Source organism: Azospirillum sp. VT-I1 (genome assembly GCF_055698305.1).
Window position 1 is genome coordinate 1 of sequence record NZ_CP168806.1, and the last position, 23350, is coordinate 23350.

Sequence of the window (23350 nt, forward strand, 5' to 3'; positions counted from 1 at the left end):
CGGCTTTGATGTGTATTTCTCCTTCACCGGCGGGCCGACGCTCGACCGGCTGATGGAGCAGTATGGTTCGCCGGCCGCCCGCGCGCTCTATTGCTCGGTGGATGCGGAGGCTTACGCGCCGCTGCCGGTGCCCAAGCGCTGGGACCTCAGCTATCTCGGCACCTACAGCATCGACCGCCAGCCGACGCTGGACCGCCTGCTGCTGGAGCCGGCGCGGCGGGCACCGGAGCTGCGTTTCGTCGTCGCCGGGCCGCAGTACCCGGACGACATCGTCTGGCCGGCCAATGTGGAGCGGCTGCACCATGTGCCGCCGGCCGACCATCCCGCCTTCTACGCGGCGAGCCGCTTCACCCTGAACGTGACGCGCGAGGACATGATCCGCGCCGGCTACAGCCCCAGTGTCCGCCTGTTCGAAGCGGCGGCCTGCGCCACGCCGATCATCTCCGACATCTGGGACGGCATCGACACGCTGCTGGAGCCAGGGCGGGAGATCATCCTGGCGGAAAGCGCCGACGAGGTGCTGGAGGTGCTGTGCCGGCCCGCGGCGGAGGGCGAGATCGGCGAACAGGCGCGGCGGCGGATCCTGGCGGCGCACACCGCGGCGCATCGGGCCGAGACGCTGGAGACGGAGCTGGTTGCGGCGGTGGAGCGGGGGCTTGCCCCCACCCCAACCCTCCCCGCTGGGCGGGGGAGGGGCAGGCGCCTGATTGGAGAGCGGCGGCAGTCCCTCCCCGCCCAGCGGGGAGGTTAGGTGGGGGCAAATCGACGGTTCACGGCACCCGCTTCTTCTCCAGCTTGCGGGCCAGCGTGCGGCGGTGCATGCCCAGCCGCCGCGCCGTCTCCGAGATGTTGAAGTTGGTCTCCACCAGCGTTTCGTGGATGCGCTCCCACTCCAGGTTCTTGATCGAGGTGGTGCGGGCGGCGGGGGCGATGGAGGTGTCGCCTTCGGTGCGGTCGAACGCCGCCTCGATGTCGTCGGTGTTGGACGGCTTGGCCAGATAGTGGCAGGCGCCGAGCTTGATCGCCTCAACCGCCGTGGCGATGCTGGCGAAGCCGGTCAGCACGACGATGCGGGTGTCCTCGTCCGCCTCGTGCAGTTCCTTCACGCATTCCAGGCCGGAGCCGGTGGCGAGCTTCAGGTCGACCACGGCAAAGTCGGGCTGCATCGTCTGCAGAAGCTCGCGCATCTCCTCCAGACCGGCGCAGGCATGCACCTCGTAGCCGCGGCGCTCAAAAGACCGGCGAAGCGCCCGGGCGAAGGCGGCGTCGTCCTCGACGATCAGCAGGGTGCGGGGGCCGCCGTCCAGCTCGGGCATCTCCTGCTCAGTCGTCTCCATCGGCGCCTCCCGGCGACAGGGCGGCCAGCGGCAGGGTCAGCGTCACGGTGGCGCCGCCGCCGGCCCGGTTCTTGGCCGAGACGGTGCCGCCCAGCTTGCGCAGCACATTGACCACCAGGAACAGGCCGAGCCCGCTGCCCGGCCGCTTCTTGGTGGAGCGGTAGGGCTTGCCCAGCTCCTCCAGGATGGCGGGATCGAATCCGGGGCCGGAATCGTTGACCGCCACCACCAGATTGTCACCCTGCCGCAGCGCTGCGACGCCGATCCAGCCCGGCGACGCCTCCAGCGCGTTGTCCAGCACGTTGAACAGCACCTGTTTCAGGGCGAGGTCGGCGATCATCCGCTCCTGCGGGCCGACGGTGTTGTCGTACTCGAACCGGCCGGGGGAGCGGCTGGACAGCCAGTCCTGCACCAGATCGTCGAGGAAGCTCTTCACCGTGGTGCGCACCGTGCCCTCGCCGCGCGCCTCGCCGGACGACAGCAGGATGCCCGACACGATGGCCTTGCAGCGGTCGATCTGGTTCTGCATCTCCGCCATCTCGTCCGCCAGGTCGGGGTCGGATTTCAGCGATGGCATGCGGCGCCAGTCGTTGAGGATCACCGACAGGGTGGCGAGCGGCGTGCCCAGCTCGTGCGCCGCACCCGAGGCCAGCAGGCCCATGCGGACGATGTGCGCCTCCTCCATCGAGCGCTGGCGCAGTTCGGCCAGATAGGCGTCGCGGGCGCGCAGGTTGCGGTTGATCTGGGTGAGGAAGGGGACCAGCAGGCTCGCCGCCAGCACGAAGCAGATGAACATGCCCTGGATGTGCAGGCTGAACAGCTCGCCCTCATGGGCATGGGGCAGGGGAAGCGGCTGGTAGGTGCCGGTCAGCCAGGTGAAGCCGGCGGTCGCCACCAGCACCAGCGCCCAGGCCGACCATGCCTCCAGCAGCACGGCACCCAGCGCCACCTGAAGAAGATAGAGCGAGATGAAGGGGTTGGACGCGCCGCCGCTGAGATAGAGCTGCAGGGTCAGCGCCCAGACGTCGATCAGCAGTTCCAGGAACAGCTGTGTGTTGGACACGGCCGAACTGCGGCGGATGTGGATCAGGCTGGCGATGTTCAGCGCGACCAGGACGAAGATCACCGCCGCCATCGGCAGCAGCGGCAGCCGGATGCCCATCTGCAGATGGACGATCAGGATCGTCACGATCTGCCCGACGACGGCGAGCCAACGCAGCTGGACGAGCAGGAACAGGTTTTTGCGGTCGGTGGTGTCACGCACGAAAGACGTCCTGTTCCTCGCCGCGGTTCATCAGTCCACCGACTTATATAGAGAGTTACCGGCGGGAGGGGAGTTTTAGGACGTCCTTTTCCTTTATGCCCGCGTTACGCCCGCCTGCGCCGCATCTCGCTGCGGATCACGAACAGGACGGCGGCGATCAGCATCAGGTCCAGCGCGAACCAGGTCAGCGCATAGCCGAGATGGCTGTTGGGGAAGCTGACCACGGTCAACCCGCCGACCGGCCAGCCGCCGGGATTGCGGGCGGAGTCGGCGTCGATGAAATAGGGGGCGGCCCGCTCCAGCCCCTTGGCCGAGGCGATGGCGGCGATGTCGCGGGAATACCAGCGCCCGGCGGCCGGGTCGTTGCTGCGCAGGAAGCCGCCCTTCGGCTCGGTGACGCGCAGAAGGCCGGCGACGGTCACCTCGCCCTGCGGCTGTCCCTCGGCACGGGTCGCGGGATCGCGCTTTTCCGGGGGCACGAAGCCGCGGTTGACCAGGACGGTGAAGCCGCGGTCGGTGACCAGCGGCGTCAGCAGCCAGAATCCGCCGCCGAGGTCGGAGACCGCCTGCACCAGCGTTTCGCGGTCGTGCAGGAAGCGGCCGGTGACGGCGACCCGGCGGTATTCGTCCGACGCGGCGGAGACGGCCGGCCAGGCTTCCGGCCCCGGAGCGGGGGCCGGAGAGGCGTGGATGCGGGTTTCCACCCGCTCGATCAGGTCGAGCTTCCAGGCCCGCCGCTCCAGCTGCCAGACGCCGAGCGCGGTCAGGCCGGCGATGCCGGCCAGCGCCAGAAGGCCGAAGAGGGCCAGCGCCCAGACCGGGCGGGCCCCCTTGGCCGTGCCGCCCGCACGGGGCGCGGACGGCTGTCCGGTCACGGCAGCTTGCTCATGTCCGGGGTGTTCATGCCGGGCATCATGTTGTGGTTCATGTGGTACATCACCCACAGCGAACCGGCGAACATGATGACCACGACGATGATCGTGAAGATCATCGCCAGCATCGACCAGCCGCCCTCGACGCGGCCGTTCATGTGCAGGAAATACACCATGTGAACGACGATCTGGACCACGGCCAGCGCCAGGATGACGACGGTGGTGGTTTCCTTGTCCAGCGTGCCGTTCATGACCAGCCAGAACGGAATGACCGTCAGGATGACCGACAGGACGAAACCGATCATGTAGCTGCCGAAGGTGCCGTGGGCGCCTTCCGGGTGGCCGTGGCCATGATCGTCGTGGCCGTGACCATGGCCCTGATGCCCGTGGCCCTGATGGGCGTGGTGGTCGCCGTGCGCGTGGGTGCTCATCGCAGCACTCCCATCAGATAGACGTAGGTGAAGACACCGATCCAGATCACGTCCAGGAAGTGCCAGAACATGCTGAGGCACATCAGGCGCCGGCGGTTGGCCGGGATCAGGCCGCGGCGGGCGACCTGGACCATCAGCGTCACCAGCCAGATGCAGCCGAAGGTGACGTGCAGGCCGTGGGTGCCGACCAGGGTGAAGAAGGCCGACAGGAAGGCGCTGCGGCCGGGGCCGGCCCCTTCGTGGATCAGGTGCGCGAACTCGTACAGCTCGATGCCGAGGAAGGCGAGGCCGAACAGCAGCGTCACGACCAGCCAGCCCTGGGTCTGGGCGGTGCGGCCCTTCTCCATCGCCAGCATGGCGAAGCCGTAGGTGATGGAGGAGAACAGCAGCATCGCCGTGTTCAGCGCCACCAGATTCAGGTCGAACAGCTCCTTCGGCGTCGGACCGGCGGCGTAGCTGGTGCCCAGCACGCCGTAGGTCGCGAACAGGACCGCGAAGATGAGGCAGTCGCTCATCAGGTAGATCCAGAAGCCGAGCGCGGTGCTGGCGGCTTCGTGGGCGTGCTCGTCCCTCACATAGAAGACGGGCGGGGTGGCGTCGCGCGGGGCATCGTGCCCCGCGTGACCGCCATGCATGGCTTCAACGGTCGTCGTCATGCTTTACACCTGTCCCGCGAGCAGACGGGTCCGCTCGTTCTCGGTCCGAACGACCTCCTCCACCGGAATGTGGAAGTCGCGGTTGTAGTTGAAGGTATGGCTGATGGCGACCACCAGCAGGCCGATGAAGCTCAGCGCCGCCAGCCACCAGATATGCCAGACCAGGGCGAAGCCGAGCACGGTGCTGATGCCGGCCAGGATCACGCCGGTGCCGGTGTTGCTGGGCATGTGGATCGGGCGGTAGCCGTCCAGCGGACGGGCATAGCCGCGCTTCTTCATGTCCCACCACGCGTCATTGTCGTGGATCACCGGCGTGAAGGCGAAGTTGTAGCCCGGAGGCGGCGAGGAGGTCGCCCATTCCAGGGTACGGCCGTCCCACGGGTCGCCGGTGACGTCGACCAGCTGGCGGCGCTTCAGGACGCTGACGGCGATCTGGACCAGGAAGGCACCGATGCCGATGGCGATCAGGACGGCGCCGACCGCGGCGATCTGGAACCAGATCTGCAGCGACGGGTCCTCGAACACGCGCAGGCGGCGGGTGACGCCCATCAGGCCCAGGACGTAGAGCGGCATGAAGGCGACGTAGAAGCCGATCACCCAGAACCAGAAGGACACCTTGCCCCAGAACGGATCCAGGCGGAAGCCGAAGGCCTTGGGCCACCAGTAGTAGATGCCGGCGAACAGGCCGAAGAGCACGCCGCCGATGATGACGTTGTGGAAGTGGGCGATCAGGAACAGGCTGTTGTGCAGCACGAAGTCGGCCGGCGGAACCGCCAGCAGCACGCCGGTCATGCCGCCGATCACGAAAGTCAGCATGAAGGCGACCGTCCACATCATCGGCAGCTCGAACCGGATGCGGCCGCGGTACATGGTGAACAGCCAGTTGAAGATCTTCGCACCCGTCGGGATCGAGATGATCATCGTCGTGATGCCGAAGAACGAGTTCACGCTGGCGCCGGAGCCCATGGTGAAGAAGTGGTGCAGCCACACCAGGTAGGACAGGATGGTGATGACGACGGTCGCGTAGACCATCGAGGTGTAGCCGAACAGCCTCTTGCCGCAGAAGGTGGAGGTCACCTCCGAGAAGATGCCGAAGCAGGGCAGGATCAGGATGTAGACTTCCGGGTGGCCCCAGATCCAGATCAGGTTCACGTACATCATGGGGTTGCCGCCCATGTCGCTCGTGAAGAAATGGGTGCCGACATAGCGGTCAAGCGACAGCAGGACCAGCACGGCGGTCAGGACCGGGAAGGAGGCGACGATCAGGACGTTGGTGCAGAGCGAGGTCCAGGTGAAGACCGGCATCTTCATCATGGTCATGCCGGGGGCGCGCATCTTCACGATCGTGCAGATCAGGTTGATGCCCGACAGCGTCGTTCCGACGCCCGCCACCTGCAAGGCCCAGATGTAGTAATCGACCCCGACGTCGGGACTGGCCTCGATCCCCGACAGCGGCGGATAGGCCAGCCAGCCGGTGCGCGCGAACTCGCCCACGAACAGTGAGGCCATGATCAGCACGGCGCCGCCGACGGTCATCCAGAAGCTGAAATTGTTCAGGAACGGGAAGGACACGTCGCGCGCGCCGATCTGCAGCGGCACGACATAGTTCATCAGGCCCGTCACCAGCGGCATGGCGACGAAGAAGATCATGATCACACCGTGGGCGGTGAAGACCTGATCGTAGTGATGGGCGTTGAGGTAGCCCTCGCTGCCGTTGAAGGCGATGGCCTGCTGGGCGCGCATCATGATGGCGTCGGCGAAGCCGCGCAGCAGCATGATGAGGCCCAGGATCATGTACATGATGCCGATGCGCTTGTGGTCGACGGTGGTGAACCACTCCCGCCACAGGTAGCCCCACAGCTTGAAGTAGCTGAGGGCCGCGACCAGCGCGATGCCGCCGAGCATGACCGCGAAGAAGGTCGCGACCACGATCGGCTCGTGATAGGGGAAGGAGTTCAGGCTGAGGCGCCCGAACAGGAAGGTCGACAGTGTCTCTAGCATGCCGGTGTGCCCAATCAGGGATTGGCCAGCCGCTGCGGCCCGGCCTGGGAGGCGGACGCGCTGATCGGCGTGACGATGGGGCGCTGCACGGCGCCCGAGTTTGCGGCGGCTTCGACCGCCTCGGCGACGGTGCACAGGCCGGTCGGCTGCGTGTCCGGGAAGCCGGTCAGCGTGTTGCCGCGCAGGATGGCGTTGGCAACGGCCATGCCGCCGGCGTTCAGCCCGCCCGCACGGTCGATGGCGGCCATGTCGCTCATGCACATGGTGCCGGGACGCACGCACATGTTGACGACGGCGCTGAACAGCTTCGGATCGACGGTGCCGAAATGCTGGACCGGGACCGCCTCGCTCGGCTTTTCAAGCGCGATGTAGGCGTTGCGGTCGAGCGGGTTGGCCGCCGACTTCACCTTGGCCACCCAGCCGTCGAAATCCTGGTCCGACAGGCCGTGGAAGGCGAAGCGCATGTGCGAGAAGCCCGCACCGCTGTAGTTGGACGAGAAGCCCTTGTAGGTCCCCGGCTCGTTGATCACGGCGTGGAGCTTCGTCTCCATGCCCGGCATGGCGTAGATCATGCCCGCCAGCGCCGGAACGTAGAAGGAGTTCATCACCGTCGAGGCGGTGAGGCTGAAGCGGATCGGCCGGTCCACCGGCGCCGCCATCTCGTTCACGGACGCGATGCCGTATTCGGGATAGACGAACAGCCATTTCCAGTCGAGCGCCACCACCTGCACCTCCAGCGGCTTCACGCCGGCCGGCAGGGGCTTGTCGGCCGCGATGCGGTCGAGCGGACGGTAGGGGTCGAGCTTGTGGGTGGTGACCCAGGTGATGGCCCCCAGGCAGATGATGATCAGCAGCGGGGCTGCCCAGATCACCAGTTCGAGCTGCGTCGAATGGTCCCAGTCCGGTTCGTAGCGGGCCGTGTTATTGGACTGACGGTAACGCCAGGCGAACAGCACGGTAAGCGCCATGACCGGGACGATGATCAGCAGCATCAGCAGGGTGGAGATGACCACAAGGTCTCCCTGCTGGCTGGCAACGTCGCCGGCCGGGTTCAGCACGACCAGGTTGCAGCCACTCAACGCCGCCATCACTGGCAGCAGGGCGATTGCGCGATAACGGCTCAAGGCAGGACCTGTATCATAAGGTTTGCTTTGGGGAGACAGCTAGCGTCCATGCCCCAGCGGCGACATTGGACAATTTGTCCAATGCCCCGACTCCTGCGCGCTTGACAGGTCACCGAATGTTGCGGTGACATATTGTATGATCTACGGATCATCGCAAGCGAAATAACGCAGCCGGAGCCGACATGATGAATTCATCTACCGCGGCGTTCGAACGGGATGCGAGGCTGGTGAACGCGCGGCATCACGGGGTTAACCCCGGAGAAATCGCCATCGGCGTTATCATCGGCCGAACATCCGAGTTCTTCGACTTCTTCGTTTACGCCATTGCTTCCGTGATCGTCTTCCCGAAGCTGGTGTTTCCCTATGTCGATCCGCTGACAGGCACGCTTTGGTCTTTTGCCATCTTCGCGCTGGCCTTCGTCGCGCGGCCGATCGGCACCTTCATCTTCATGGCCATCGACGACAATTACGGGCGCAGCGCGAAGCTGACCATCGCCCTGTTCCTGCTGGGCGGGTCGACGGTGGCGCTGGCCTTCCTGCCGGGATATGAGGCGATCGGCGTCGCATCCGCCTGGTTGCTGGCGCTGTCCCGCATCGGGCAGGGCGTGGCGCTGGGCGGCACCTGGGACGGCTTGGCCTCGCTTCTGGCGATGAACGCGCCGGAGAACAAGCGTGGCTGGTATGCGATGATCCCGCAGCTGGGCGCGCCCATCGGCCTGATCGTGGCGAGCGGCCTGTTCGCCTACATGGTCAACAGCCTGTCGGCGGAGGATTTCTTCGCCTGGGGCTGGCGCTATCCCTTCTTCGTCGCCTTCGCCATCAACGTGGTGGCGCTGTTCGCCCGGCTGCGTCTGGTCCAGACGCCGGAGTTCGAGCGGCTGTTCCGGAACCGCGAACTGCAGCCCGCCCCGGTGGTGGAGACGCTGCAGATGGAGGGCAAGCGCGTGGTGATCGGCGCCTTCGCGCCGCTGGCCAGCTTCGCCCTGTTCCACATGGTCACCGTCTTCCCGCTGTCCTGGATCTTCCTGAACGCGCAGCACGAGACCGGGACCTTCCTGGTGATCGAGGTGATCGCCGCCGCCTTCGGCATCGCCGCCATCGTCGCCTCCGGCTACATCGCCGACCGGGTCGGGCGGCGGACCCTGCTGGGCAGCTGCGCCGCCGCCATCGCGGTGTTCAGCGGCTTCGCACCCCTGCTGCTCGACGCCGGGCAGACCGGCGAGGCGGTGTTCATGGTGGTCGGCTTCATCATCCTCGGCCTGTCCTTCGGCCAGTCGTCGGGATCGGTGGCGTCCGGCTTCAGCCAGCAGTACCGCTACACCGGCTCGGCCATGACCTCCGATCTGGCGTGGCTGTTCGGGGCGGGCTTTGCACCCTTCGTGGCGCTGTACCTGTCCAGCCAGTTCGGGCTGGTCGCGTCCGGCCTCTACCTGCTGTCGGGTGCGGTCTGCACGCTGGTGGCGCTGCGGATCAACAAGACCCTGTCCTCGTGACGGGGACGGCCAGCTGAGTGGCAACGGGCGGGCTCAGGCCTGCCCGTCAGCCTCCATGGGCACCAGCCGCCCGCCGGCGGATCCGGGTGCTGGCCGCGCCAGATCCAGCCGTTCGCGCGGCAGCGATCCCGGATACTGTTCCGTCAGGAAGCGGATCATCTCCTCGCGCACGAGGCAGCGCAGGTCCCAGGCCGTGCCGGCGTCGGGGGCGCTGACCAGGGCGCGAAGCTCCATCGTGTGCTCCTTCAGGTCGGTGACCTGCAGGTTCCATACCCGCTTGTCCCACAGGCTGGTGCTGTCCAGCACCTTCCGCAGATGGTCGCGCAGCGCCGGGATCGGCACCGAGTAATCGACATACAGCATCACCGAGCCCAGGATGTTCGGCGCGTCGCGGGTCCAGTTCTGGAAGGGCTTCTCCAGGAAATACCCCAGCGGAACGATCAGCCTCCGGTCGTCCCAGATGCGGACGACGACATAGGTCGAGGTGATCTCGTCGATGTTGCCCCACTCGCCCTCGACCACCACCGAGTCGCCGATTCGGATCGGCTGGGTCAAGGCGATCTGGATGCCGGCGATCAGGTTGGCGATGGTCGGCCGGGCGGCGATGCCCAGCACGATGCCGGCGACGCCGGCCGAGGCGAACAGGCTGATGCCGATGGTCCGCACCAGCGGCACGGTCATCAACATGAAGCCGGCGGTGATGCCCATGACGGTCAGCAGGGCCAGCCGCCGGAACACCGTCAGCTTGGTCCGCCGCCGTCGCCATTCAAATCCGCGTTCGTTCGGGCCGCTGCGGTCCAGATAGGCGTCGAACACCGCCCCGACCTTGCCGGCGATGGCCCAGCCCAGCGCGCCGATGAAGCAGATGCCGACGGCGCGGGCCAGCATCTCCATGGCGCCGGAGGGCAGCGGCAGCGCCGGCACCGAGGCGAGAAGGGCGGCGAAGATCACCGCGAAACGGGTGGCGGTGCGGCCGGCCGTGACGACCCGGCTCAGCACCGGTGCGTTGGTCGGGCGGAACAGCCGCTGCAACACCCGCCACACCACTTCGTGAACGGCAATCGCGATGGTCACGGCGAAGACCGGCGCCAGGAAGGCGGCGACCGTGGGAGAGATCGGAGAGTCCATCGGTTCCTGCTGATCCGTGATAAGGAGAGGGGGCGTGGCGCCCCCGGCCGTCATCCCGGTTAAGAACATGCCGGCCGGGATTTGGTTCGGGCCGCCGTGCCATCCGGGTGCCGGCCCGCCCGCCGGGTATAAAGCGTCGGGGGAAGGCCCTGGCCGGAGGAGGCAACGCTTGTCGGCAGGGACCGCGCCGCCAATCTTGCAGGATGCGACAACCGGACAAGGCGACCAGACCGATGCAAGCTTTCCCCCGCGCGACCATTCCGGCGCCGATGCGCAAGCGGCTGCCGCTCGCCGCGCTGGCCCTTCTGGCGGGGCTGTCCGCCTGCGCCGGGATCGAACCCGACTTCCGCAAGCCGGGCGCCCAGCGCCTGACCGGGCCGGAGGTCTCCACGCTGCTGGGCGGCCACACGCTGAGCATCGTCAACCCGCGCGGCAAGTCCTACATGAACCGGTTTTCCAAGGATGGGTCGATCGTCATTTCCGGTGCCAAGGGCAACGAATACGGGCGCTGGACGGTCTCGGGCGACCGCTATTGCCTGATGCTGGACGCGGATCCCCGCCAGCAATGCATGGAGATCTACCGGCTGCCCGACGGCCGCTACCAGATGGTCAACGCCGACGGGACGCTGCGGAACACGTTCCAGGTGGATTGAGGCCCGGTGGATTGAGGCCAAGTCGATCAGGTCAGCCGGACCGCAGCGCGTTGACCATCAGCCGTCCCGCCGGCCAGGAGCGGACGAGGCCGGCGGCGCGCAGTTCCGGCAGGGCGCTTCCCACCTCCTCCGCCGCCAGTCCGGTGGCCTCGACCAGAGCGGGGCAGGTCTGCGGGCCGGAGCCCAGCGCCGACAGGACCGTGGCGGCCGGCGTGCCGGGGGCGCGGAGCGCATCGGCCGGGCGGGGCGGGGTGCGGGCGCGGGCGGCGGCGATCGTCAGCGCCAGCACCCGCAATTGTCCCAGCCGGTGCATCGCCTCGCCGTCCAACTCTTCGGTCAGCGACAGAGCGGTGTGGCAGCGCGCCACCAGCCGGGCGAGCGTGGCGAGGTCCTCGGTCCGGTTCGCCACCATGGCGGCGACGGCTTCTTGCGCCAGCGTTTCCAGCTCGGCATCCGCCACCGCCCAGTCCCGCCGCCCGACGGCCTCCAGCAGCGCGTCGGTCAGCGACCGCAGCGCCGGCTCCAGTGCGCTCATTCGCTGCACTCCTCCTGTTCGGGATCGGGCAGGGCGGGCCAGCGGCCGGGCGTCCAGCCGGCGCAGACAAAGCCGGGGGACGGGTCGGCCAGCGGCAGGGTCAGGCATCGGATGCGTGGCGCGCTGGCTTGGCTGGCCCGCGGCTGGAACAGCAGGGCGACGCCGCACTCCTCGATGATCTTGTCCTCTTCGCCATTGCTGCGGCAGTAGCGGTTGAAGCGGTGCGACAGCGCCATGCTGTTGGCGACGATCACCCGGCAGTATCCGGCGCGCGACGAGGCGCCGCCTTCCTTCGCCTGCCAGCGCTCGGTGGTCAGGCCGCTGTCCATCACCGGGGTGACCAGCCAGTCCACCATCATGCCCGATGCGATCCAGGCGCTGGGCTCCGAGCGCCCCAGATCCTCGCAGATGGCGACGGCGAGCCGGCCGAGGTCCGGCAGCTCGAACAGGGTGAAGCGGTCGCCGGTCTCGATATCCTCGCGCGCGCAGTCCAGCAGCCGCCCGTTGCGGTCGCGCAGGTCGTAGGAGCGGCACTGGTCGCTGTCCAGGTCCCAGCAATGCAGCTTGGTCTGGCCGGCGATCACCGTGCCACAGCGGTCGAGCAGCAATGCCCGGTTGCGCGGCCGTCCACCGCTCTCCGCCTCCTCCTTCACGCCGACCAGGGCGTAGCGGATCGGCCCATCCACCGCCTGGGCTCGCAGCGCCTGCCGGATCGCGTCCAGCGTGCCGGCCGTGACGGAAACCTCCGGGAACAGCACGAAGTTCGCCCCGCGCTCCGCCAGCCCGGCGATGGCGTCGGCGGCGCGGCGGCCAAGCTCGCGCGCGATGGGGTCGTACCAGTCCTCGCCGTCGCGGCGGAACTGGTGGATGGCGAGGTCTTCCTCCGCCTCCGCCAGGGGAACGACGCCGATGACCGGCGTCCAGGCGGGATCGCTCGGGCTCTGGTCGGACACGGCGGCGATGCGGCGGTATTCGACGGCGATGCGGCGGTCGGGGTCGCCCTTGCGCTCCGCCTCGATGGTCAGGCTGGGCGGCACCGCCAGCAGGGCGGCGAACAGGTCGACGGGGTCGAAAGCCTCCGGATCGGCGCCCGGCGGTGCCGTCTCCCGGATGTTCATGGCGCGCTCCAGCAGGCCGGGGCGCAGGATCAGCTGGCCGTCAGCCGGATCGGCGTTGAAGCGGCCGTCGCGGGTCAAGCGGCGGCGCGCCTCCAGCCGGTCGGCCGGGAGCGGATCCTCGGCATGGACGTCATGGCGGGAGGCCAGCGGCGCGAACCACCCGTCGATGGCCTGCGCCGCCGCCAGCACGCGCTCCAGGTCCGTTCCGTCCCCGACCCACGCCTCCAGTGCGGCAGCCCCCTGCCGAAACTGCCCTGCCGCCTCGCCGGCCAGACGGCCGGCCCGCGCATGGTCCGCCTCCAGCCCCTGGGCAAGGATGCGGACCTCGTCGCGATGCTCCTGCAGCCGGCGCCATAAGGCCATGAACAGGTCGGCGGGATGCATGTGCGTCAGGGGCTTGCCGTCTGGCTTTGGGCGACCTGGCTCTGGGCCGGCTGGAACTGCAGGATCTTCGGCGTCCGCATGTCCTCGCCGATGGGGGCGTCGCTGGCTGAACCGCGCATGGCGGAGATCGAACGGGGAAAGCCGCTGCGGTCGCTGTAGTCCGGCACCGGCAGGCTGCGGTAATAGGCTTCCTCCTGGTACAGCTTCTGGGCGCAGACCACGTCCAGCGCCGTCGCCGCCACCACCGCGCCGAAGGCGATGCGGGCATTGCCGGCGCGGGGATTGTCCTGCATCCCGGCGGCGAGCGTCGCCATGTCGACGGCGTCGCCGGCGATGCGGCTCCAGATCCAGGGCTTGGGATCGCCGAGAGCCAGCAGGCCGACGCCGGTGGTGATCTCCCGCACGCCATAGGCGCGGATCAGGTTGGTCTTGTCCTCCATCCCCATCCAGCGGGCGATGCTGCGGCCGGCCATCAGTTCGGCGACACCGAGGCCGATGCTGAACCAGCCCAGCCCGCGGGCGAGGGTATCTCCGGTCGAGGAGCGGTTGTAATAGGCCATGTCGTCACCTCAGGGCTTGAGGACCACCTTGATGCAGCCGTCCCGCTTGTCGCGGAAGGTCTTGTACATCTCGGGGCCCTGATCGAGCGGAACGGTGTGGGTGATGACGAAGGACGGGTCGATCTGTCCTTCCTGGATGCGGTTCAGCAGGTCGTCGGTCCAGCGGTTGACGTGGGTCTGGCCCATGCGCCAGGTCAGGCCCTTGTTCATCGACATGCCGAAGGGCAGCTTGTCGATCAGCCCGCCATAGACGCCGGGGATCGACAGCGTGCCGGCCGGGCGGCAGACATAGATCATCTCGCGCAGCACATGGGCGCGGTCCGATTCCAGCATCAGCGCCTGCTTGGCGCGGTCCATCATGCTGTCGAGCGTGGCGGTGGCGTGCGCCTCCATGCCGACGGCGTCGATGCATTTCTCCGGACCCTTGCCGCCGGTCAGCTCGTTCAGCCGTTCGACGACGCTTTCCTCTTCGAAATTGATGGTGATGGCGCCGCCGGCCTTGGCCATCGCCAGCCGTTCCGGCACGCGGTCGATGGCGATGACCTGTTTGGCGCCCAGCAGGATGGCGCTGCGGATCGTCATCTGCCCGACCGGGCCGCAGCCCCAGATCGCCACCGTGTCGTCCGGCTGGATGTCGCACTGCGCCGCGGCCTGCCAGCCGGTGGGGAAGATGTCACCCAGGAACAGCACCTGCTCGTCGGTCAGCCCGCTGGGGATCTTGATGTGGGTGCGGTCGGCCATCGGCACCCGCACATATTCGGCTTGCCCGCCGGCATAGCCGCCGGTCAGGTGGGTGTAGCCGAACAGCCCGGCGGTGGTGTGGCCGAACACCTTGTCGGCCAGCGCCTTGTTGCGGTTGGAGCGTTCGCAGACCGAATAGTTGCCGCGCTTGCACTGGTCGCATTCGCCGCACCAGATGGTGAAGGGCACCACCACCCGTTCGCCGACCTTCAGCGCGCCCTTGGCCTCCGCCCCGACCTCCATCACCTCGCCCATGAATTCGTGGCCGACGATGTCGCCCTTCTCCATGCCCGGCATGAAATGATTGTGCAGGTGAAGATCGGACCCGCAGATAGCGCAGGTCGTCACCTTGACGATGGCATCGCGCGGATGCTCGATCTCCGGATCCGGGACCGTGTCGCAGCGGATGTCGTTGGCGCCGTGCCAGACCAGTGCTCTCATGGAATTCTTCCCTTATCGGCTGCCTGTTGGTCGCCATTTGGCAACAGGGCCGGCGGACGGAGCGTTCCGTTACTCGCCGGCCTAGCGCCTTAAGGGGAAAGTCAGAGGATCAGCGCCTTTTCGCGGGCGACGCCGCCGGACATGACGGCGGTCTGGCGGTCGTCCATGCTGTTGCGCAGGGCGGGGAAGTCGATCTCCTCCTCCTGCCGGATATGGCCGTCGACGATGCGCTTCAGGTCGAGCGCCACGGCCAGCCAGTGCGGATCGTCCTTCGGCGTCTGTTCCAGCGTGAAGAGATGCATCTTGATCTCGGCATGTTCGCCGTAGAGGTGCTTGGCGTCCTCCTCCTTCCGCGCCTGGTCGTGCAGCAGGGGATAGACGACGTCCTCCTCCGCCATGGCGTGGGCGGCGAGCCGGCGCTTCAGGCGGAGCAGCAGCTGCGTGCGGCGGGTGGGCGCGTCGATGGGCGTCTGCACGATCTCCACCAGCAGCGCCTGGATGTGGCGGTGGTCGTCGATCAGCGCGTCGATGCCGTCGCGGCCGGCGGCATGGCGGGCAGTGCCGGCCAGCTGCGCCACCACCGGCGGCAGCAACCGGCTCGCCACCAGGGCCAGCGCCGCTCCGCCGGCCATCATCGCCAGCCCGCGGGCCGACAGCCAGCCCGTGCCGTCCTCATGCGAATGACCTGTGTCCGGATAGCGTGGCGTGTAGCGTGGCATGTCTGGGCTCCTTCCTGCCGGTTGGCCTGACGGTTGATACGTCTGCTCCACCAACAGGTGCGTGAGCCCCGGCGTTCCGCCGGGCGGCCCGGGAGCGCGTCAGCCCGGCAGCGCCGCCTGCGGGAACGATAGCGGCCGGCCCTGGCGAACCGGTGCCGCCACACGCCACAGCACCGTCATGAGGATCAGCGTGCCGAAGAACATGTAGGACTGCAGGATGTTGAACGGCGTGTCCGCCAAGGCGTTCGCCGGCTTGAAGGCGTCGACGGCGGTGAGAAGGAAGGCGACGCCGAGCAGTTGGAAATTGCGCTTCGCCGCCCGCGGCCATTCCGCCGCAGTCCCCGCCACGGCAAGGAAGGCGATGGCGAAGGCGGGCAGCAGAATGCCGAAATGATGGATCCAGGCGACCGGCGATCCGACCGTGAAGCATATGCCGGCCATCGCGAAGGACAGGATCCCGTTGCCGCTGTCGTCGTGCCGGCGCCACAGCAGGCCGAAGCCGATGAACAGCAGACCGGAGGACAGGGTTGCCCAATAAACCAGCGGATGGTGCGGGGCGAAGGCGTCGCCCAGCCATTGCACGTTGTTGCCGTTGTGGAGCAGCCGGTTCAGAAGCCCGTTCAGCGTCTGGTTGGAATAGTAGCCCTCGCCATGGGCGCCGATGAAGGACAGGACGTCCAGATAAGTCAGCATCGGCTTCACCCCGTACAGCATCGCCGTCACCGTGCCGCCGACCGCCACGACGACCGCCCAGCCCCCGGCGATCCGCCATTCCTTGCGCAGCAGCGCCCACAGCAGGAACAGCGACATCTGCGGCTTGATCAGCGTCGACAGGCCCAGCAGCATGCCGACCGCCCAGCGGCGGTTACGGGCGTAAAAGACGGCCGACAGGACGAACGCCGCGTTCAGCCAGACCTGGATCTGGCCGACCGAGAATGCCTTCGCCACCGGGAAGAAACCCAGTGTCGCAAGCACGCCGAGGCCGGCCAGCTTCAGACGCGCGGACGGTGTATCGGACGGGCCGGACAGTCCAAGCCGAGCCGCCAGATCCAGCATGAGAACGCCCATGCCGAGTGCCGTGACGCAGGTGAGGATGAGGTTGACCAGGGTGTAGACCCGAAGGTGCAGCAGGCCGACCGACGCCATCGCCTCCATCGGGAGAAGGGAGGTCAGCGGATACTGGAACTTCACATGCTCGACGAAGAAGATCGCCTCATAGACATTCTCCCCGAGATGCTGATGCAGCCAGTCGAAGGCCTTCATCATCGGTTCCCAGGAATCCAGCGGAAGCCGGGCGGGCGAACCGACGAAGATCAACTGGAGGACATCGGAGATCGAACATTCTGTCAGGCTGGTGGAGTCGAGAAACGGCTTCAGGACGATATCGAACAATAGGATGATGAGGAGCAGGAATACTGACGTGATTGTGACTGCCGGCATCAGTCGATTCCTGGCATCTGCTCTGCCAAAGTCCTGGTACCCACCAGCATCCATTCCCGTCGCTCCCGATCTTTGATCGTCTGTTCATCGACGCTTCGCAGCGTTGGACGTTCGGGGCGAAAGGCTAGGTCAGGAGGCTGTCTTTTGGAACATGTCCCACCGGTTGTGGGCAGGATTAATGCCATTGCGTTGACGATACATTTCCGTGTGTCCGAGCCATCTTGGGTGATGGTTCGACCACATCGGACTTAGTGTCCACTCATCTGCTGCGGTATCCCATTACAAGGCCGCTTCCAGGCTGGATGAGTTCGAACCCCGTCGGAGAGGATGGCCGCGGGCGGGAATAGCCGGCGAGCGCCTGATAGCCTGTGCCGTGCGCTCGCCGGTACCGGATGCCGGTCAACCCGGCTTGCCTTCCTCCCGGTTGCGCGGGCGCTTGCCGGCATTGTCCTTGGGTGTCGGCGGGGCGGCGTGCTGGTCGGGCAGGTCGCGGCGCTGCCCGGTGCCCTCGCCGACGGTGACGGTGGTGGAAGGGCCGCCGCCGACGGTGTGCGGCAACTCGTCGGCGCTGCCGGTCCCCACGCCCATGCCCTGGCCGGCCCGGCCGGGGGTGACGGGCCCGCCGCCCTGGGCGCCCGGATTTGGGCTGTCGGCGTTGGAGACCTGCCGGTCGCGATCCTTATCCGTGTCGTTTTCCATGCTGTCCTCCCGGTTGGTGTTCGCCCTTCGGCCAACATGCCGTCCGGTCGGGAGTTCCGGACATGGCCGGACGGCGTGGGGCCGGAACGACCATCCGGGGCCGTGGTTGTCGGAGGGCGGCAGGCCTGGATGGCCGCCCCCGAGTCTGGAGACCAACACGATGGCAAATCCTTCGCACACCGCAGCCGGCGCCGGGCGCAGCGGCGGCCCACCCACCTATCCGCCACCCCAGACCCCCGGCCTCAGCGCTGTGCTGGAGCGCAACATCCAGGCGCTTCAGGCCCGCCGCAAGCGGGAGGAGGTGGAGGCCACGCTGCAGGACCGCATCGCCGACCGCATCACCAGCTTTACCGGCAGCCTGCGCTTCGTCTATCTGCACCTGCTGCTGTTCGGCGGCTGGATCCTGATCAATCTGGGTTGGATCCCGGTCGTCAGACCGTGGGATCCGTCTTTCGTCGTGCTGGCGATGATCGCGTCGGTCGAGGCGATCTTCCTGTCCACCTTCGTCCTCATCAGCCAGAACCGCATGGCCGCGGTGTCGGACAAGCGTGCCGACCTGGACCTGCAGATCAGCCTGCTGGCCGAACATGAGGTGACGCGGCTGGTGACGCTGGTCTCTTCCATCGCCGACCATCTGGGGGTGAAGACGGAGGTCGACGCGGAGCTGGACGTCATCCGGCAGGACGTCGCTCCCGATGCCGTGCTGGACGAGATCGAGGCCACCCGGGCGGAGACCGAGCGGAAATGACGGTCGTCGCGGAGCCATCCGGCAACCCACCGTTGCCGAACGCATGGAGGTTATGCGTTTAGGGAATCCCTCCGTCCTGCTTGCGATATTGTTCTGGAGGCGAAGAATAGCCTAAGGTCACGCTACCCCCATTTCGGGCTTGGCACAGACCACGTCCCGACAGAGACCAGCTTAAGGCCCCCGGTGACCGACGGTGATGGCGTCCTCTCACATAATCGTCGGTGGCGCCACCTGGTTCTACCTGTCGAGCCGGTACGGGATGGCCTTCGACCCGGTCGCCTTCGGCGCGGCGATTCTGGGGGCGCTGGCGCCGGACATCGATCATCCGAAATCGACTCTGGGACAGATGGTGAAGCCGCTGTCCACCGCGGTCTCCAACATCTTCGGACATCGCGGCGTCACCCATTCGGCGCTCGCCATTGCCGGATGCCTGTGGGTTCTGCATGAGCATGCGGCCTACCAACACCTGCTGATCCCCTTCATCGTCGGTTACCTCACCCATCTGGCCGGTGACCTGCTGACGCCGGCCGGGCTGCCGCTGCTGTGGCCGATCAAGCGGCGGCGCAACTTCGCCCTGCCGGTGCTGAAGACCGGCGGCTTTTCCGAACAGCTGGCGGTGACGCTGATGGCGGGCTGGATGATTTCCGGCCTGTTCGCCGGCGGCTGGCCGCAGTTCCCGCTGGAACGCCCCTGGCGCTCCGTCGTCGCCGCGGCCCAGACCTATCTGGGGGAGGGCGGCGAGAAGTCCGCGCCCCCTGTTCCCGTGCGCAAGCCGCCGGAAAGCAGCCGCACGAAGCCGCTGAAGGGCTGAGCGCCGCCCGTTCGGGCGCTTTCGCCACGTCGCCGATAAAACTCCGATTTACCCTGCCATTCTCGATGGATTCGCGGTGAAGCGCGCATGCTGTCCGAACTTTGTTCGGTCTGAGTGCGGATGCGCCCAGCCTATGGCGTCAAACCGCCAATATGTTCTGAGATTTTGCCGCAGAACCCAAATTAAGTTCTGTTATGACCTATTCATACAGGATTAACATCGGAAAAATCGGCAAAATACCAGATGGCAAGGATCCGGGAAAATCGGTTAGCCTGACAGGCATCGGACCGGCCATTGCGCAGCGCCGGCCATGAGTTTTCCCACGCTTCCGCCCCAAGCCCCCGACCCGAGCCAGCCACGCGATGAACCAGATGATCGACCCGAGCGTTGCCCCCGCCTCCGAGCCGTCCTTCTCCAGCGGCACCGGCCCCTTCGCCGCCTTCGCCCCCGTCGTCCGTCCGGCCAGTCCGCTGCGTCAGGCGATCACCGCCGCCTATCGCCGGCCGGAGCCGGACTGCGTGGCGTGGCTGGTGGAGCAGGCGACCCTGCCGGCCGAGGTGACCGCGGCGGCGGCCCAGACCGCGCGGTCGCTGATTGCGGCCCTGCGTGCCAAGCCGCAGGGGCGCGGGGTGGAGGGGCTGATCCACGAATACAGCCTGTCCAGCCAGGAAGGCGTGGCGCTGATGTGTCTGGCGGAGGCGCTGCTGCGCATTCCCGACCGCGCCACCCGCGACGCGCTGATCCGCGACAAGATCGCCGGCGGCGACTGGCGCGCCCATCTCGGCAACAGCCCGTCGCTGTTCGTGAACGCCGCGACCTGGGGGCTGCTGGTCACGGGCAAGGTGACGGGCGTGCTGGGTGACGGCTTCGGCGGTGAGCAGGCTCTGTCGTCCGCCCTGACCAAGCTGATCCTGCGCGGCGGCGAGCCGCTGATCCGCCGCGGCGTAGATTTCGCCATGCGGATGATGGGCGAGCAGTTCGTCACCGGCCAGACCATCGACGAGGCGCTGTCCAACAGCCGCAAGATGGAGGCGGAGGGCTTCCGCTATTCCTACGACATGCTGGGGGAGGCGGCGACGACCGCCGCCGATGCCGACCGCTATTACGCCGACTATGAAAAGGCGATCCATGCCATCGGCAAGGCGTCGGCCGGGCGCGGCATCTATGACGGCCCCGGCATCTCGATCAAGCTGTCGGCCCTGCATCCGCGCTATTCCCGCGCCCAGGCGGACCGCGTGATGGCGGAGCTGCTGCCGCGCGTCACCGAGCTGGCCCGGCTGGCCCGCCGCTACGACATCGGCCTGAACATCGACGCCGAGGAGGCCGACCGGCTGGAGCTGTCGCTCGACCTGCTGGAATCGCTGTGCTTCGACCCGGACCTGAAGGGCTGGAACGGCATCGGCTTCGTCGTCCAGGCCTATGGCAAGCGCTGCCCCTACGTCATCGACTTCATCGTCGATCTGGCCCGGCGCAGCGGCCACCGGCTGATGGTGCGTCTGGTGAAGGGCGCCTATTGGGACAGCGAGATCAAGCGCGCCCAGGTCGACGGGCTGGAGGATTTCCCGGTCTACACCCGCAAGCTGCACACCGACGTGTCCTATGTCGCCTGCGCCCGCCGGCTGCTGGGCGCTCCCGACGCGGTGTTCCCGCAGTTCGCCACCCACAATGCCCAGACGCTGGCCACCATCTACCGGATGGCCGCCCACATCGGCGGAGAGTTCAAGGTCGGCCAGTACGAGTTCCAGTGCCTGCACGGCATGGGCGAGCCGCTCTACAAGGAGGTGGTCGGTCCGCTGAATCGGCCCTGCCGCGTCTATGCCCCGGTCGGCACGCACGAGACCCTGCTGGCCTATCTGGTCCGCCGCCTGCTGGAGAACGGCGCCAACAGCTCCTTCGTCAACCGCATCGCCGACAAGAGCGTGTCGATTGACGATCTGGTCGCCGACCCGGTGGCTCAGGCCCGTGCCGCCCTGCCGGTGGGCGAGAAGAACCCGCTGATCGCCCTGCCCAAGGACCTCTACGGGGCGGAGCGGGCGAACTCCGCCGGCCTCGACCTGTCGAACGAGACCACGCTGGCCGACCTGTCCGCCGCGCTGCGCGACAGCGCCGCCGTCGCCTGGACCGCCGCCCCGCTGCTGGCGGACGGCGAGCGCCGCGGAGCTGCCCAGCCGGTGCTGAACCCGGCGGACCACCGCGACGTGGTCGGCCACTGCGTGGAAGCCACGCCGGCCGAGATCGCCGACGCCTTCCTGTTCGCCGAAGCGGCGGCACCGGTCTGGGCGGCCACCCCGCCGGCCCAGCGCGCCGCCTGCCTGTTCCGTGCCGCCGACATGATGCAGGCGCGCATGCCGACCTTGCTGGGGCTCATCATCCGCGAGGCCGGCAAGTCCACCGCCAACGCCATCGCCGAGGTGCGCGAGGCCATCGACTTCCTGCGCTACTACGGTGCCCAGGTGCGCGACGGCTTCAACAACGACACCCATCTGCCGCTGGGGCCGGTGGTCTGCATCAGCCCCTGGAACTTCCCGCTCGCCATCTTCTCCGGTCAGGTCGCCGCGGCGCTGGCCGCCGGCAACCCGGTGCTGGCCAAGCCGGCGGAGGAAACCCCGCTGGTCGCCGCCGAGGCCGTGCGCATCCTGCACGCCGCCGGCGTCCCCACCGGCGCGGTCCAGCTTCTGCCCGGCGCAGGCGAGGTCGGCGCCGCCCTGGTTGGCCATGCTGGCACCCGCGCGGTGATGTTCACCGGCTCCACCGAAGTCGCCCGCCTGATCCAGCGCCAGCTGGCCGAACGCCTGTCGCCGGAAGGCGCGCCGATCCCGCTGATCGCCGAGACCGGCGGCCAGAACGCCATGATCGTCGACTCGTCGGCTTTGGCCGAACAGGTGGTGGGCGACGTGATCGCGTCGGCCTTCGACAGTGCCGGCCAGCGCTGCTCGGCTCTGCGCATCCTCTGCCTGCAGGAGGATGTGGCGGACCGCACGCTGACCATGCTGAAGGGCGCGATGCGGGAGCTGCGCATCGGCAGCCCCGACCGGCTGGCCATCGACGTCGGCCCGGTCATCACCGCGGAGGCCCGCGACGGCATCACGCGCCACATCGAGGCGATGCGGGCCAAGGGCCGCCGGGTGGAGTCGCTGCCGCTGCCGGCGGAGACCGCCAACGGCACCTTCGTCGCTCCGACGATCATCGAGATCGACGGCATCGCCGACCTGGAGCGCGAGGTGTTCGGCCCGGTCCTGCATGTGCTGCGCTTCCGCCGCGACGATCTGGACCGGTTGATCGACGCCATCAACGGCACCGGCTATGGCCTGACCTTCGGCCTGCACACCCGCATCGATGCTACCATCGACCGGGTGACCAGCCGGATCGAGGCCGGCAACCTGTACGTCAATCGCAACACCATCGGCGCAGTGGTGGGCGTACAGCCCTTCGGCGGCCATGGCCTGTCCGGCACCGGTCCCAAGGCCGGCGGCCCGCTGTACCTGTCGCGCCTGCTGTCCGTACGTCCGTCTCTGGAGCTGGGGTTGCGCGGCAGCGACGCCGTACGTGCGCCGGCCCACGCCCTCGCCGGCTGGCTGGCCGACCAGGGCAAGGCGGAGATCGCCACCGACGTACGGACGCTGGCGAAGCGCTCTCCCGTCGGCGGCAGCGTCGAACTGGCCGGCCCGGTGGGTGAGAGCAACGTCTACAGCCTGATCCCGCGCGGTCGCATCCTGCTGCTGCCGCAGACGGAGGACGGGCTGTACCGGCTGCTGGGGGCGGCGCTCGCCACCGGAAACGAGGTGGTGGTGGATGGCGACGGCGCGGTGACCGCCCGTCTCGCCAGCCTGCCGGCGGAACTCGCCGCCCGGGTCCGGGTGAGCGCGAACTGGCTGTCCTTCGGCACCTTGGCCGGCGCGCTGGTGGAGGGTGACGCCGCCCGCCTGCTGGCCGCCAGCCGCCGCATCGCCGAACTGCCCGGCCCCATCGTCCTGACCCAGGGCGTGCCGGCCGGCGGCGAGGGGGTGGAGATTGCCTGGCTGATGAACGAGCGCTCGCTCAGCACCAACACCACGGCGGCCGGCGGCAACGCCAGCCTGGTGGCGATGAGCTGAGGACGGTCCAATAAGTCATGCCAGCGGTCATCATCGATGACCGCTGGCATATGCCTCACGCCTTGAGGAGCAACCCGTCGCTTTCCCTCTCCCCAGAGGAA

Annotated in this window: 20 protein-coding genes and 1 pseudogene; 6 read left to right on the forward strand and 15 right to left on the reverse strand. The window is 67.8% G+C overall.

The window, feature by feature from the left end; genetic code table 11:
- Nucleotide 1: 1 nt before the first annotated feature.
- A pseudogene (locus tag AB8P05_RS28570) lies at nucleotides 2-751 on the forward strand (CgeB family protein); the annotation flags it as partial.
- 19 nt (nucleotides 752-770) lie between these two features.
- Here the strand turns inward: AB8P05_RS28570 and AB8P05_RS28575 are convergent.
- From AB8P05_RS28575 to cyoA, 7 genes are all read right to left on the reverse strand, one after another.
- A complete protein-coding gene (locus tag AB8P05_RS28575) occupies nucleotides 771-1337 on the reverse strand; it encodes a response regulator transcription factor (RefSeq protein WP_455175880.1) in 567 nt (188 codons plus the stop codon).
- Nucleotides 1324-2601: an ATP-binding protein gene (locus tag AB8P05_RS28580; protein ID WP_455175881.1), complete on the reverse strand. Its 1278-nt coding sequence runs from the start codon at nucleotides 2599-2601 to the stop codon at nucleotides 1324-1326. The genes AB8P05_RS28575 and AB8P05_RS28580 overlap by 14 nt, the downstream gene beginning before the upstream one ends.
- A 104-nt stretch (nucleotides 2602-2705) precedes the next feature.
- On the reverse strand, nucleotides 2706-3476 hold the full coding sequence (locus AB8P05_RS28585; RefSeq protein WP_472761818.1) for an SURF1 family protein: 771 nt from the start codon (nucleotides 3474-3476) through the stop codon (nucleotides 2706-2708).
- Nucleotides 3473-3904 carry a cytochrome o ubiquinol oxidase subunit IV gene (gene cyoD, locus AB8P05_RS28590; protein WP_472761819.1) on the reverse strand — a complete coding sequence of 144 codons (432 nt, stop codon included), beginning with the start codon at nucleotides 3902-3904 and terminating at the stop codon, nucleotides 3473-3475. The genes AB8P05_RS28585 and cyoD overlap by 4 nt, the downstream gene beginning before the upstream one ends.
- Entirely contained in the window at nucleotides 3901-4539 is a 639-nt protein-coding gene (cyoC, locus tag AB8P05_RS28595) for a cytochrome o ubiquinol oxidase subunit III (RefSeq protein WP_044553647.1), read from the reverse strand. Before cyoC ends, cyoD begins: the two co-directional genes overlap by 4 nt.
- 24 nt (nucleotides 4540-4563) lie before the next feature.
- Nucleotides 4564-6561, reverse strand: coding sequence for a cytochrome o ubiquinol oxidase subunit I (cyoB, locus tag AB8P05_RS28600; protein ID WP_472761820.1), 1998 nt, complete (start codon nucleotides 6559-6561; stop codon nucleotides 4564-4566).
- 14 nt (nucleotides 6562-6575) lie between these two features.
- Nucleotides 6576-7685, reverse strand: coding sequence for a ubiquinol oxidase subunit II (gene cyoA, locus AB8P05_RS28605; RefSeq protein ID WP_472761821.1), 1110 nt, complete (start codon nucleotides 7683-7685; stop codon nucleotides 6576-6578).
- Between the two features lie 182 nt (nucleotides 7686-7867).
- On the opposite strand from cyoA, the gene AB8P05_RS28610 reads away from it, so the two are divergent.
- Nucleotides 7868-9178: an MFS transporter gene (locus AB8P05_RS28610; protein WP_472761822.1), complete on the forward strand. Its 1311-nt coding sequence runs from the start codon at nucleotides 7868-7870 to the stop codon at nucleotides 9176-9178.
- Between the two features lie 33 nt (nucleotides 9179-9211).
- On the opposite strand, the gene AB8P05_RS28615 is transcribed toward AB8P05_RS28610, so the two are convergent.
- Complete coding sequence (locus tag AB8P05_RS28615; protein WP_472761823.1) at nucleotides 9212-10306, reverse strand: mechanosensitive ion channel family protein; 1095 nt, start codon at nucleotides 10304-10306, stop codon at nucleotides 9212-9214.
- 233 nt (nucleotides 10307-10539) lie between these two features.
- On the opposite strand from AB8P05_RS28615, the gene AB8P05_RS28620 reads away from it, so the two are divergent.
- Entirely contained in the window at nucleotides 10540-10959 is a 420-nt protein-coding gene (locus tag AB8P05_RS28620) for a hypothetical protein (protein ID WP_472761824.1), read from the forward strand.
- Between the two features lie 31 nt (nucleotides 10960-10990).
- Here AB8P05_RS28620 and AB8P05_RS28625 read toward each other — a convergent pair whose 3' ends face one another.
- The 7 genes from AB8P05_RS28625 to AB8P05_RS28655 form a co-directional block, all read right to left on the reverse strand.
- Nucleotides 10991-11494: a DprA-like winged helix domain-containing protein gene (locus tag AB8P05_RS28625; protein WP_472761825.1), complete on the reverse strand. Its 504-nt coding sequence runs from the start codon at nucleotides 11492-11494 to the stop codon at nucleotides 10991-10993.
- A complete protein-coding gene (locus AB8P05_RS28630; protein WP_472761826.1) occupies nucleotides 11491-12996 on the reverse strand; it encodes a nitrilase-related carbon-nitrogen hydrolase in 1506 nt (501 codons plus the stop codon). The genes AB8P05_RS28625 and AB8P05_RS28630 overlap by 4 nt, the downstream gene beginning before the upstream one ends.
- A 5-nt stretch (nucleotides 12997-13001) precedes the next feature.
- Entirely contained in the window at nucleotides 13002-13556 is a 555-nt protein-coding gene (locus AB8P05_RS28635) for a cyclase dehydrase (RefSeq protein ID WP_472761827.1), read from the reverse strand.
- A gap of 9 nt (nucleotides 13557-13565) precedes the next feature.
- Complete coding sequence (locus AB8P05_RS28640; protein WP_472761828.1) at nucleotides 13566-14738, reverse strand: zinc-dependent alcohol dehydrogenase; 1173 nt, start codon at nucleotides 14736-14738, stop codon at nucleotides 13566-13568.
- Between the two features lie 101 nt (nucleotides 14739-14839).
- On the reverse strand, nucleotides 14840-15457 hold the full coding sequence (locus tag AB8P05_RS28645) for a hemerythrin domain-containing protein (protein WP_472761829.1): 618 nt from the start codon (nucleotides 15455-15457) through the stop codon (nucleotides 14840-14842).
- 99 nt (nucleotides 15458-15556) lie between these two features.
- Complete coding sequence (locus tag AB8P05_RS28650) at nucleotides 15557-16897, reverse strand: glycosyltransferase family 87 protein (protein ID WP_472761830.1); 1341 nt, start codon at nucleotides 16895-16897, stop codon at nucleotides 15557-15559.
- A gap of 399 nt (nucleotides 16898-17296) precedes the next feature.
- A complete protein-coding gene (locus AB8P05_RS28655; protein ID WP_455175895.1) occupies nucleotides 17297-17596 on the reverse strand; it encodes a hypothetical protein in 300 nt (99 codons plus the stop codon).
- Between the two features lie 160 nt (nucleotides 17597-17756).
- Between AB8P05_RS28655 and AB8P05_RS28660 the strand changes: the two genes are divergently transcribed.
- The 3 genes from AB8P05_RS28660 (at nucleotide 17757) to putA (ending at nucleotide 23249) form a co-directional block, all read left to right on the forward strand.
- Nucleotides 17757-18344, forward strand: coding sequence for a DUF1003 domain-containing protein (locus tag AB8P05_RS28660; RefSeq protein WP_472761831.1), 588 nt, complete (start codon nucleotides 17757-17759; stop codon nucleotides 18342-18344).
- 196 nt (nucleotides 18345-18540) lie between these two features.
- The gene (locus tag AB8P05_RS28665) at nucleotides 18541-19155 is read left to right on the forward strand and encodes a metal-dependent hydrolase (protein WP_455175897.1); all 615 of its coding nucleotides are present in this window, start codon (nucleotides 18541-18543) and stop codon (nucleotides 19153-19155) included.
- A gap of 371 nt (nucleotides 19156-19526) precedes the next feature.
- The gene (putA, locus tag AB8P05_RS28670; RefSeq protein ID WP_472761832.1) at nucleotides 19527-23249 is read left to right on the forward strand and encodes a trifunctional transcriptional regulator/proline dehydrogenase/L-glutamate gamma-semialdehyde dehydrogenase; all 3723 of its coding nucleotides are present in this window, start codon (nucleotides 19527-19529) and stop codon (nucleotides 23247-23249) included.
- Nucleotides 23250-23350: the final 101 nt, after the last annotated feature.

What these genes read in the sequence shown, in the direction of transcription:
- AB8P05_RS28620 (WP_472761824.1), top strand. Translation starts at nt 10,540, where the DNA reads ATGCAAGCTTTCCCCCGCGCGACCATTCCGGCGCCGATGCGCAAGCGG.
- AB8P05_RS28665 (WP_455175897.1), top strand. Translation starts at nt 18,541, where the DNA reads ATGGCGTCCTCTCACATAATCGTCGGTGGCGCCACCTGGTTCTACCTG.
- cyoD (WP_472761819.1), bottom strand. Translation starts at nt 3,904, where the DNA reads ATGAGCACCCACGCGCACGGCGACCACCACGCCCATCAGGGCCACGGG.
- AB8P05_RS28645 (WP_472761829.1), bottom strand. Translation starts at nt 15,457, where the DNA reads ATGCCACGCTACACGCCACGCTATCCGGACACAGGTCATTCGCATGAG.
- AB8P05_RS28630 (WP_472761826.1), bottom strand. Translation starts at nt 12,996, where the DNA reads ATGCATCCCGCCGACCTGTTCATGGCCTTATGGCGCCGGCTGCAGGAG.
- AB8P05_RS28640 (WP_472761828.1), bottom strand. Translation starts at nt 14,738, where the DNA reads ATGAGAGCACTGGTCTGGCACGGCGCCAACGACATCCGCTGCGACACG.
- AB8P05_RS28625 (WP_472761825.1), bottom strand. Translation starts at nt 11,494, where the DNA reads ATGAGCGCACTGGAGCCGGCGCTGCGGTCGCTGACCGACGCGCTGCTG.
- AB8P05_RS28660 (WP_472761831.1), top strand. Translation starts at nt 17,757, where the DNA reads ATGGCAAATCCTTCGCACACCGCAGCCGGCGCCGGGCGCAGCGGCGGC.
- AB8P05_RS28610 (WP_472761822.1), top strand. Translation starts at nt 7,868, where the DNA reads ATGATGAATTCATCTACCGCGGCGTTCGAACGGGATGCGAGGCTGGTG.
- putA (WP_472761832.1), top strand. Translation starts at nt 19,527, where the DNA reads ATGATCGACCCGAGCGTTGCCCCCGCCTCCGAGCCGTCCTTCTCCAGC.
- AB8P05_RS28650 (WP_472761830.1), bottom strand. Translation starts at nt 16,897, where the DNA reads ATGCCGGCAGTCACAATCACGTCAGTATTCCTGCTCCTCATCATCCTA.
- AB8P05_RS28615 (WP_472761823.1), bottom strand. Translation starts at nt 10,306, where the DNA reads ATGGACTCTCCGATCTCTCCCACGGTCGCCGCCTTCCTGGCGCCGGTC.
- AB8P05_RS28575 (WP_455175880.1), bottom strand. Translation starts at nt 1,337, where the DNA reads ATGGAGACGACTGAGCAGGAGATGCCCGAGCTGGACGGCGGCCCCCGC.
- cyoC (WP_044553647.1), bottom strand. Translation starts at nt 4,539, where the DNA reads ATGCATGGCGGTCACGCGGGGCACGATGCCCCGCGCGACGCCACCCCG.
- AB8P05_RS28635 (WP_472761827.1), bottom strand. Translation starts at nt 13,556, where the DNA reads ATGGCCTATTACAACCGCTCCTCGACCGGAGATACCCTCGCCCGCGGG.
- AB8P05_RS28655 (WP_455175895.1), bottom strand. Translation starts at nt 17,596, where the DNA reads ATGGAAAACGACACGGATAAGGATCGCGACCGGCAGGTCTCCAACGCC.
- cyoB (WP_472761820.1), bottom strand. Translation starts at nt 6,561, where the DNA reads ATGCTAGAGACACTGTCGACCTTCCTGTTCGGGCGCCTCAGCCTGAAC.